At 69.3% G+C, this 10,864-nt stretch carries 4 protein-coding genes and 1 riboswitch; of the genes, 3 read left to right on the forward strand and 1 reads right to left on the reverse strand.

Going from position 1 to position 10,864, the window contains the following annotated elements; translation table 11 throughout:
• Positions 1-760: 760 nt before the first annotated feature.
• The 3 genes from FHR66_RS16470 (at position 761) to FHR66_RS16480 (ending at position 9,206) form a co-directional block, all read left to right on the forward strand.
• Positions 761-4,192, forward strand: a complete 3,432-nt coding sequence (locus FHR66_RS16470; RefSeq protein ID WP_160969150.1) for a hybrid sensor histidine kinase/response regulator — start codon at positions 761-763, stop codon at positions 4,190-4,192.
• Between the two features lie 145 nt (positions 4,193-4,337).
• Positions 4,338-6,170 (forward strand): tetratricopeptide repeat-containing sulfotransferase family protein, encoded by a 1,833-nt coding sequence (locus tag FHR66_RS16475; RefSeq protein ID WP_237475407.1) that lies wholly within the window; start codon positions 4,338-4,340, stop codon positions 6,168-6,170.
• A gap of 324 nt (positions 6,171-6,494) precedes the next feature.
• Positions 6,495-9,206 (forward strand): TonB-dependent receptor, encoded by a 2,712-nt coding sequence (locus FHR66_RS16480; protein WP_160969146.1) that lies wholly within the window; start codon positions 6,495-6,497, stop codon positions 9,204-9,206.
• 356 nt (positions 9,207-9,562) lie between these two features.
• Here the strand turns inward: FHR66_RS16480 and mntP are convergent, their stop codons facing one another.
• The gene (gene mntP, locus FHR66_RS16485) at positions 9,563-10,138 is read right to left on the reverse strand and encodes a manganese efflux pump MntP (protein ID WP_160969144.1); all 576 of its coding nucleotides are present in this window, start codon (positions 10,136-10,138) and stop codon (positions 9,563-9,565) included.
• A 506-nt stretch (positions 10,139-10,644) separates the two neighbouring features.
• Positions 10,645-10,844: riboswitch (cobalamin riboswitch) on the forward strand.
• Positions 10,845-10,864: the final 20 nt, after the last annotated feature.

Here is a 10,864-nt window from a genome sequence, read left to right on the forward strand (position 1 = left end):
GTTGGACACGGCACGCCGGCGCGTGAGGCGAGTGCTGCCATGGGAGGAGCGCATTTTTTGGAGAGGGATAGGGCACAAGGTACGACGTGGCGCGTGGGTCTAGAGACCATCGTGGCTTCGTTCGTCGCGGCGGAAGCCGCTCCTACGCAGGGCTTGCAGCCCATGATGGCTATTGCCGTTGCCGTTGCCGTTGCCGTTGCCGTTGCCGTTGTTTTGGCCGTTGCTTTTGACTTACCGGGTTCCCTTCCGAAGCAGCGGCCAGCCCGGGGAAAAACCCCGAAGGGGCGGCGCACAGGGACGTGCGCCGTCCGCGGCAGGGGCAGGGCTCGCCGGAAAAAGGCGAAGCACTGCTTCGCCCCGGCGGGCGGGCTGGCGCCGTGAGGCGACTGCCCCGGACTTGGCTGCGAAGCAGACAAGCCCCTTCCGCGGATCCCCGGGCTGGACGCGGACCCGGAGCGCGCAGCGTGGAGGGCGCGTAGGCAGGGCGCGCTTGACCAGCCTTCGGCTGTGGTAAAGCGCTTCTTTTGGTTACCTTTTCTTTGCTTGTGCAAAGAAAAGTAACCAAAAGAGCAAAAGGCGATAAGCGCCATGCCTGCGGGAGGGAGCGCGGTCAGGTGTACGGCCGCCACCGCCACACCTGCCTCGGGCCAACCGGCCCGGTGCACGCGCAGCCCGGGCGAAACGCAGCGAGCCGCACACCCGACTACGCCGAAACCCAGCGCACGCTCTAGACTGCACGCATCGTCGTGGGGGCTCGCCTTTGGTTTCCAGTTGGATCCTGCTGCTGGTGTCGGTCGGCTATGCGGCGCTGCTGTTCGCGGTGGCGTGGTGGGGCGACCGCCGTCCGCTGTACCCGGAGCGGCCATGGTTGCGGCCGGCGGTGTACAGCCTGGCGCTGGCCGTGTACTGCTCGTCGTGGACGTTCTACGGCGCAGTCGGCAGCGCAGTGCGCAACGGCGCCGGCTACCTGCCGATCTATCTGGGCCCGCTGCTGATGCTGCTGTTCGGCTGGCGCATCGTCGAGCGCCTGGCGCTGATCGCGCGCAGCGAGAACACGGTGTCCATCGCCGACTTCATCTCCTCGCGCTTCGGCCGCTCGCGGCGCCTGGCCGCGCTGGTGGCGGTGATCGCCCTGGTCGGCGTGGTGCCGTATCTGGCGCTGCAGTACAAGGCGGTGGCGATGAGCCTGCAGGTGCTCAGCGGCCAGTCCAGCGCCGGTGCGGCGTTCTACGCCGACCCGGCGTTGTACGTGGCGTTGGGGATGGCGCTGTTCGCCACCTTGTTCGGCACCCGCCAGGTCGATGCCACCGAGCACCACCACGGCATGATGCTGGCGATCGCGCTGGAGTCGGTGGTGAAGCTGCTGGCGATGGTGGCGGTGGGCGTGTTCGCCTACGTGTGGCTGTCCGCGCGCGACGGCGGCCAGGTGCTGCAGTCGGCGCGCACGCTGTTCCAGAACACCCCGCCGGTGGGCTTCATCTCGCAGACCCTGCTCAGCTTCCTGGCGCTGGTGTGCCTGCCGCGGCAGTTCCACGTGGCGGTGGTGGAGTGCAGCGACGTCGGCGACATCCGCAAGGCGCGCTGGCTGTTCGGCCTGTACCTGGTGCTGATCTCGGCGATGGTGGTGCCGATCGCCGCGGCCGGCATCGCGCTGTTCGGCGGCGGCGACGTGGCCGACGACAGCATCGTGCTGGCGCTGCCGCTGGCCGAAAGCCGCACCGCGCTGGCCCTGGTTGCCTACGTGGGCGGGTTCTCCGCCGCCACCGGCATGGTCATCGTCTCCAGCATCGCGCTGGCGACGATGATCAGCAACGACCTGGTGATGCCGGTGCTGCTGCGCCGCCGCGGGCACCAGGCGGCCGGTGCCGACGTGGCCTCGAAGGTGCTGTGGATCCGCCGCCTGGCGATCCTGCTGCTGGCGCTGATCGCCTACGGCTACTACCGCAGCAGCAGCAACGACACGACGCTGGCCTCGTACGGGCTGATGGCCTTCGCCGCGGTGGCGCAGTTCGCGCCGGGGGTGATCGGCGGCCTGTACTGGCGCGGCGCCAGCCGCAAGGGCGTGGAGACCGGCATGGTGCTGGGCTTCGCTACCTGGATCTACACGCTGCTGCTGCCGGCGCTGACCCAGGCCGGTTGGCTGGCACCGGCCTGGCTGCTGGACGGGCCGTTCGGCATCTCCTGGCTGCGCCCGCAGCAGCTGTTCGGCATGAGCGGCTGGGACCCGCTGGCGCACGGGACGTTCTGGTCGCTGCTGGTCAACGTCGGCACGATGATGCTGGTGTCGGCACGCTGGCGGCCGGGCCTGGACGAGCGCCTGCGCGCGGCGCCGTTCCTGGAGCCGTACTCGCAGCGCCCGGCGGTGGCCGGCGACTGGCTCGGGCAGGTGCGCGTGGTCGATCTGCAGGCGCTGGCCGAGCGCATGGTCGGCGAACGCCACGCCCGCCGCGCCTTCGCCGAGCAGGCGCAACTGCTCGGCCGCGAGCCGCAACCCAATGCCGTGGCCGACCGCGCCTGGGTGCAGTTCACCGAGCGCCTGCTCGCCGCCTCGATCGGCGCGGCCTCCGCGCGCCTGGTGCTGACCAGCCTGCTGCGCGGCTCGGGCATGGATCTGGGCGAGGTGGTGGCGGTGCTCGACGAGGCCGGGCAGGAGCTGCGCTTCAACCGCGAGATCCTCTCCACCACGCTGGAGAACATCAGCGCCGGGGTCAGCGTGGTCGATCCGGCGATGCGCCTGACCGCATGGAACCGCCGCTACCAGCAGATGTTCGGCTACCCCGACGGCATGCTCTACGTCGGCCGGCCGGTCGCCGACCTGATCCGCTACAACGCCGAGCGCGGCGAACTCGGCGGCGGCGAGGTCGAGGACCAGATCGCCCGCCGCATCGCGCACATGCGCGCCGGCACCCCGCACGTGTTCGAACGCACCCGCAGCGACGGCAAGGTGATCGAGATGCGCGGCCAGCCGCTGCCCGGCGGCGGCTACGTCACCAGCTACAACGACATCACCGACTACAAGCGCGCCGAACAGGCGCTGCTCGAAGCCAACGAGACCCTGGAGCAGCGCGTGGCCGACCGTTCGCGCGAGGCCGAGCTGGCGCAGCAGTCCAAGACCCGCTTCCTGGCCGCGATCAGCCACGACGTGTTGCAGCCGCTCAACGCCGCGCGCCTGTTCGCCTCGGCCTTGCGCGATGCGCATCAGAGCGAGGAGCAGCGGCACCTGGCCGAGCGCGTGGACGCCTCGCTGCGCGCGGCCGAGGAACTGCTCGACGGCCTGCTCGACGTGTCGCGGCTGGACGCCGGCGGCCTGCGCCCGACCATCGAGGACGTGGATGCCGGCCTGCTGCTGCGCGAACTGGCGGCGCAGTACAGCCCGATCGCCGCCGGCCGCGGCCTGCGCCTGCACGTATACGCGCGGCCGCTGTGGGTGCGCAGCGATCGCCGGCTGCTGCGCCGGGTGCTGCAGAACTTCCTCGCCAACGCGCTGCGCTACACCCGCCAGGGCCGCATCGTGCTGGGCATGCGCCGCCGCGGCGCGGCGCTGGAACTGCAGGTCTGGGATACCGGCCCCGGCATCCCGCCGCACCACATGCAGCAGATCTTCGACGAGTTCCAGCGCTACCAGCAGCCGTTCGACTGGGGCGAGCAGGGGCTGGGCCTTGGCCTGTCGATCTGCCAGCGCATCTCGCGCCTGCTCGGCCACGACCTGGATGCGCGCAGCCGCGTCGGCCACGGCAGCATGTTCTCCATCAGCGTGCCGCGGGCGGCGCCGCCAGCGCAGGCGCAGCAACGCGCGCCACGCGCGGCGGCCGCGGCCGACTCGCTGACCGGACTGCGCGTGCTGTGCGTGGACAACGACCAGGAGATCCTCGACGGCATGCGCGCGCTGCTCGGCCGCTGGCAGGTGGAGGTGATCTGCGCCAGCACCGTCGACGAGGCGCTGGCGCAGGCTGCGCGCGCGCCGCACGTGATGCTGGTCGATTACCACCTGCACGACCGGCTCGACGGCCTGGAGACGCTGGACGCGCTACGCGCGGCGATGCCCGGGCCGGTGGCCGGCGCGCTGCTCACCGCCGACGGCCGCGACGAACTGAAGCTGCAGGCCCGCGAGCGCGGCTACCGGCTGCTGACCAAGCCGGTCAAGCCGGCCTCGCTGCGTGCCTTCCTCACCGCCTATCACGATCCGATCTAGGGACCGTCGTGTGTTTTGTAACGGCAATGTATGCGCTGTGTGGCAGGTGGCGGCGCGGCCGGCGTGGCGCACGGCGCGGGCCGGCGGCTAAGGTGGTGGACCGCCCATCACCCGCCTGCGCATGACCTCCCTGGACGACACCGCGATGCCTTCGCTCCCGGACCTGCTGGCGGCGCTGGAGGCCGGCCAGGCGCAGACGCTCGAACACGGTGCCCGCGCCTATCTGCGGCAGCGCCCCGACGATGTCCTGGCCAGCAGCCTGCTGGCGATGAGCCTGCAGATGCAGGGCCAGCCGGCGCCGGCCGCCGCCGTGTACCGCGCGCTGGCCGAGCGCGAGCCGCACGAAGTGGCGCACTGGAACAACCTGGGCACGGCGCTGCGCGAGGCCGGCGAACCCGGCCCGGCGCGCGAGGCCTATCTGCGCGCCCGCGCGCTGGCACCGGACGATCCGCTGCCGCACCACAACCTGGGCCTGCTGGCGATGGACGCCGGCGACTACGCCGCTGCCCGCGAACACCTGCTCGATGCGCATGCGCTGGCGCCGCAGGCCCCGCCGCTGTGCGTGCACGCGGCGATGGCCTGCCACGAATGCGGCGACTTCCAGCGCGTGCAGGCGCTGATCGCCGACTGGCGGCAGTGGCCGCCGCTGGGTCCGGACACCACCGTGGAACTGGCCTGGCTGCTGTCGCAGGGCGGCGCGACCGATGTCGCCTGCACGCTGCTGCGCGCCTGCGCCGAAGGACCGATGGCGCAGCCGGCGCGGGCCTGGTCGCGGCTGGTGCTGGTGCTCGAACGCGCCAATCGCCTGCCGCAGGCGCGCGAGGCCGCCGCGCAGCTGCCGCCGCCGGAGCGGATCGACGACCCCGACGTGCGCCAGGACGCTGCCAACGCGCTGGCGGTGCTGGCCATGCGCGAGGGCCACTGGCAACAGGCGCAGGCGCTGCTGCGCGGGCTGCTGGCCGACGGCAGTGCGGTCGACCGGCGCAAGCAGAGCAATCTGTTCTTCGCCCTGGCGCGGGTCTGCGACCGCCTGGGCCTGCATGATGAAGCACTGGACGCCTGCGCGCAGGGCCATGCCGGCCAGGTCGAGGGTCTGGCCGCGCTGGTGCCGGAACTGGCGGCGGCGGATGCGCCGCCGTTGCCGGTCGCGTGTTCTCGCTGGGACCCGGCGCGCCATGCCGCGGCACGGCCGGTGAAGGCGCCGGCGATGGCGGACTCGCCGATCTTCGTGGTCGGCTTCCCGCGCTCGGGTACCACCTTGCTGGAACAGATGCTCGACGCCCATCCGCAGTTGGTCGCGATGGACGAGCGGCCGTTCCTGCAGGGACTGGCCGATCGCCTGGAGGCCCGCGGGGTCGTCTGGCCGGACGGGCTGGGCGAGCTCGACGATGCCGCCTGCGCCGAGTTGCGCGCCGAATACTGGCAGGCGGTGCGCGGGGTGGTGCAGCTGCAGCCGGACCAGCGCCTGGTCGACAAGAACCCGTTGAACCTGCTGCGCCTGCCGCTGATCCGGCGGCTGTTCCCGGAGGCCCCGGTGATCCTGGCGTTGCGCCATCCCTGCGATGTGCTGCTGAGCTGCTACATGCAGGCGTTCCGCTCGCCGGCCTTCGCCCTGCTGTGTTCCAGCCTGCCGCGGTTGGCCCGCGGCTATGCCGATGCGATGGAGTTCTGGCTGTATCACGCCGCCTTGCTGCAGCCGCGCGCGCTGGAACTGCGTTACGAGGACCTGGTGGCCGACCCGCAGGCGCAGGTGGCGCGGTTGGGGCAGTTCCTGCAACTGGAGCAGCCGGAACGCCTGCTGGAGTTCCAGCGGCATGCGCAGGGCAAGGGCTTCATCAGCACGCCGAGCTACGCGCAGGTGGTGGAGGGCATCAACCGCAAGGCCCTGGACCGCTGGCGTGCCTACCAGGATGCCTTCGCCCCGGTGCTGCCGGTACTGCAGCCGTTCCTGCAGCGCTGGGATTACCGCGGCGCTTGAGTCCCACGCGGTTGCCTGAATCGTTCCCGTCTGCCGGTTGAACGGCAAGGACGCCGCGTGCGCTGCAGCCGGTTGCAGTGGCGTTTTTGTCAGGCCCTGGCGCACGTTGGCACACCGAAACAACACCCCTCTTATAAAAAACTAACAAGTGCCTGACGGTCCTGTAATGGACCGCAGGCCCGAGGCATCCATTCCACCCGCCGCGCAGCCGCGCGTTCGGGACGCTTCGCGCCTGCGTGCAGCGCTGGCGCTTGTCGCACATCACATGAGGTCTTCCCGATGTCCGTAGCAAAGAACAGACTCGCCCACGCCGTTTGCCTGGCCATGGCGACGCTTCCCGCCACGCTCTATGCGCAGAGCGCCGCGCCGGCGGCGACCGCGTCCGGCGATGCGCCGGTGACCCTGGACAAGCTCACCGTCACCGGTTCGCTGGTGCGTCGCGTGGACGTGGAGACCGCCAGCCCGGTCGCCGTGGTCGATCGCCAGCAGATCCAGCAGAGCGGCAAGCAGACCCTGGGCGATCTGCTGCAGGCGCTGCCCGGCATCGCCGGTGCCGCCACCAACCCGCAGGTCAACAACGGCGGCGGCGACGGCGCCTCGACCATCTCGCTGCGCGGCCTCGGCGACGAGCGCACGCTGATCCTGATCGACGGCCACCGCATCCAGAACAACGACGTCAACTCGATCCCGGCCAACATGATCGACCACGTCGAAGTGCTGAAGGTCGGCGCCTCGGCGATGTACGGCTCCGACGCCATCGGCGGCGTGGTCAACTTCATCCTGCGCAAGAACTTTGAAGGCGGCGAAGTCTCGGCCAACTATGGCCAGACCAGCCGCGGCGACGGCGCGCGCCAGGGCGGCAGCTTCACCTTCGGCAAGACCTGGGACCGCGGCAACGTCGTGGTCGGCCTGGACTACAACAAGCAGAAGGAGGTCTCCACCGCCAACCGCGCGTTCTCCAAGTACGCGATGTACCTGTCCAGCGGCAGCGTCTACAAGGGCGGTTCCGCGCGCACGCCGACCGGCTACTACAAGCTGCCGGCGGCGACCCTGGCGGCCAACGGCTGCGCCGCCGACGGCGCGCTGACCGGTAACGGCAGCGGTGGCTACAAGTGCTACAGCTCCTCGGCCGATTCCTACAACTACGAGGCGCAGAACCTGCTGCTGACCCCGCAGCAGCGCGTCGGCGGCTTCGTGCTCGGCAGCTTCAACATCACCGACTCGATGCAGGCGTACGTCAACGCCTACCACAACCACACCATGTCCAACTTTGCGATCGCGCCGCTGCCGCTCGACGCGCAGAACGACGGCATCACCATCGCCGCCAACAATCCGTACAACCCGTTCGGTGTGGAGTTCGGCCCCAACGGCTACGAGTATCAGACGCGCTTCACCTCGCTCGGCCAGCGCGAAGGCTTCTACGACACCGCCACCGATCAGGACGTGATCGGCCTGAAGGGCGGCATCGGCGACAGCAGCTGGGTGTGGGACGCCAACTTCAACTACGGCCACTACCGCCAGCGCAACTGGAGCCACGGCTACGTCGATTACGCCGCGCTGCAGAACGCCATCAACGCCGGGCAGGTCAACATCCTCGACCAGGGCAGCCCGACCACGGTCGCCTGGCTGCAGAGCAACGAGTCGATCCCGCGCCAGGAAACCACCACCATCATGCGCCAGTGGGAAGCCAGCGCCAACGGCAGCCTGTGGGACATGCCGGCCGGCGCCGCGCAGCTGGCCGTCGGTGCGCTGTACCGCAAGGAGAGCCTGAGCTCCAGCGTGTCGGCCAACGCGCTGATCAACAGCGACAACACCTGTGCGGTTTCCTCCGAAGCCTGCGCCTCGCCGCTGAGCGGCAGCTTCAACGTCAAGGAAGCCTACGCGCAGTTGTTCATGCCGGTGCTGGAGCAGTCCTCGCCGATCGGCGCGCTCAACCTGACGCTGAGCGACCGCTACTCCGACTACAGCAGCGTGCGGTCGGGCAACAACAGCGCCTCGTTCCAGGTGGAATGGCGGCCGATCCACGACCTGATGGTGCGTGGCACCGCGGCGCAGGTGTTCCGCGCGCCGACCATCACCGACATCTACCAGGGCCCGACCGCCGACGCGCCGAACTTCATCGATCCGTGCGTCGGCTATAGCGGCAGCGGCCATGACAACGCCTGCGCCGGCGTGCCGGCCGGCTTCAGCGGCACGGGCCTTTCGCAGACCAACGCGATCAAGTCCGGTGCCACCTATGTCGGCTACCAGCTCAAGCCGGAGAAGGGCACCTCGTTCGACTACGGCCTGGTCTACAGCCCCGAGTACGTGCCGGGCCTGTCGGTCAACCTCGACTGGTGGAAGGTCAAGCTCAATGATCTGATCCAGCCGATCTCCGCGCAGACCGTGGCCGACCTCTGCTACAACGACAACAACAGCCCGTACTGCAGCTACATCCACCGCTATCCCGCCAGCAGCGTCAGCGCCGGCAACATCGACTACATCCAGACGCCGGTGGTGAACATCGGCAAGCTCAATACCCAGGGCATCGACCTGGGCGCGAGCTACGCGCTGCCCGCCACCGACTACGGCAAGTTCACCGTGACCGTGGACAGCACCTACCTGCACCGCTACGACATCGACACCGGGGACACGGTGGTGCACATGGCCGGCCGCTACAACTCGTCCTACGGCAACTACGCGCACTGGCGCGCGCATGCCCTGCTCGGCTGGAAGCTGGGCAACTGGGATGCGAGCTGGACCACGCGCTGGATCGGCAAGATGCAGGTCGGCAGCGGCGACCTGACCCAGAACATGTCCGCCGACGCGCAGTTCAAGGGCGTGGTGCTGGACTACGGCAGCTACATGTACCACGCGCTGCAGGTGGGTTACGACATGGCCGGGGCGAACCTGCGCCTGGATCTGGGCGTGGACAACCTGACCAACAAGCAGCCGCCGATGATGTATCAGAACAACGTGTTGAACGCGAACACCGACGTGAGCACCTACGACACGCTGGGCCGTTACTACTGGATGCGTGCCACGTACAAGTTCTAATGCGCAGCAAGGTGTTGCGAAGTAAATGGCATCGGCGCCTCTTCATGGGGCGCTGATTCCAAGTGGGTAATGCCTGGTTGTCGGTTTGGTGCTGGTGAGGATTTCCCGAACACGCCATCAATTTCAACGGCAAGTTATGGATTCTTCCCGCAGAACTCATGATGTTGGTCGCGCAGCGCCACCCAACTCCCTGGGTGGCGCTGCGCAGTGCCATCACTGCATCCTGTCCACCTACCTGAACTTCACTGACAGGCCGGCCTGACCGAAGGCGCCGGCATGGCGGGATGGGCGCGCACCGTCGCCGCACATCCCCAATCCCGAATCCCCAATCCCGGCCGAAACAGGCGCCGCGGCGCTCACCCCGCGCCGTGCAGATGCTCGAACAGGATGGTGCTGCCGATCGCGATCAGCAGGGCGCCGCCGACGATCTCCGCCCGCTTGCCGGCCAGCGCGCCGAGCGCGCGGCCGAGCATGATGCCCAGGGTGACCATGGTCAGCGTGCACAGGCCGATGATCGCCGCGACCTCGACGATGTTCACGTCCAGGAAGGCCAGGCCGACGCCGACCGCCATCGCGTCGATGCTGGTGGCGAACCCGGTGGCGGCCAGGCTCCAGAAGCCGTGACGCTTGGGCGCGGCCTCGTCGGGCGCGTCGGACTCCGGCTTGAGGCCGGCGACGATCATGTGCACGCCCAGCGCGCCGAGCAGGCCGAAGGCGATCCAGTGGTCGAAGGCGACCACGTACTTGGACGCGGCCTGGCCCAGCACCCAGCCCAGCGCCGGGGTCAGCGCCTCGATGCAGCCGAAGATCAGGCCGGCGCGCAGCGCGTCGGCCCAGCGCGGACGTTGCATCGCCGCGCCCTTGCCAACCGCGGCGGCGAAGGCGTCGGTCGACATGGCGATGCCGAGCAGGAGAATCGAAAGAAACGACATGGGGAACCGTACCGGGACAGGCGACAACGACGAGCGCGCGCGCCCGGCCTTCGCCTTGCGCACTCGCCGCTGGTCTCGCCAACCGAACTGGCTGCCCGTACCACGGCGCATCGGCCGAGTGTGTTGACACGGGCGCTGTCCGCGCAGGTCGGACAGCAGGCTACTCCCCAAGGGGACGCGCAGTCTAACAGCCGTCAATTGCGGCGAACATACCTGGAACGCACGCGAACCTGCAGCTTCTCTTCTTAGCATCGGCTATAGCGGCGCGTGCAGGCCGGCGTTCCGCGTGGGGTGCTGCGATGGCCCGCAGCGCCCGTGATCACTGCAGCGCATTCGGTTGATCGCTGCAGGGAATCCGGTGTCGCCGCTGCGGCGCTGTGCATGCTGGTGATACGCGCCGCCTGCTGAGGCGAACGCGGCTGTGTGCGGTCGGCAATGGCGGCGCTGCGTGCCGACGCCAACACCGCGCGCTGCGCTGCAGCGTGTTGCCGTCGCCGCGGCGCGACTACACTGGCCACGCTTCAGGTGCCTGGTCGTCGCAAGACGCACCGGGTGAAACGGGAAGCCGGTCCGATGCCGGCGCTGCCCCCGCAACGGTAGGCGAGAACACCCGACAACAGACCACTGCGCAAGCGGGAAGGTGTCGGGGTGATGCGGTCGCGCATTGCTCGCAAGCCCGGAGACCGGCCTGACGTGGACGTCCTGCGACGTTCTTTCTCGGGTGTT

The sequence above is a fragment of the Xanthomonas sp. F4 genome (assembly GCF_011761895.1).

Coding starts and splice junctions, on each gene's coding strand:
- FHR66_RS16475 (WP_237475407.1), top strand. CDS start 4,338: ATGCCTTCGCTCCCGGACCTGCTGGCGGCGCTGGAGGCCGGCCAGGCG.
- FHR66_RS16480 (WP_160969146.1), top strand. CDS start 6,495: ATGGCGACGCTTCCCGCCACGCTCTATGCGCAGAGCGCCGCGCCGGCG.
- mntP (WP_160969144.1), bottom strand. CDS start 10,138: ATGTCGTTTCTTTCGATTCTCCTGCTCGGCATCGCCATGTCGACCGAC.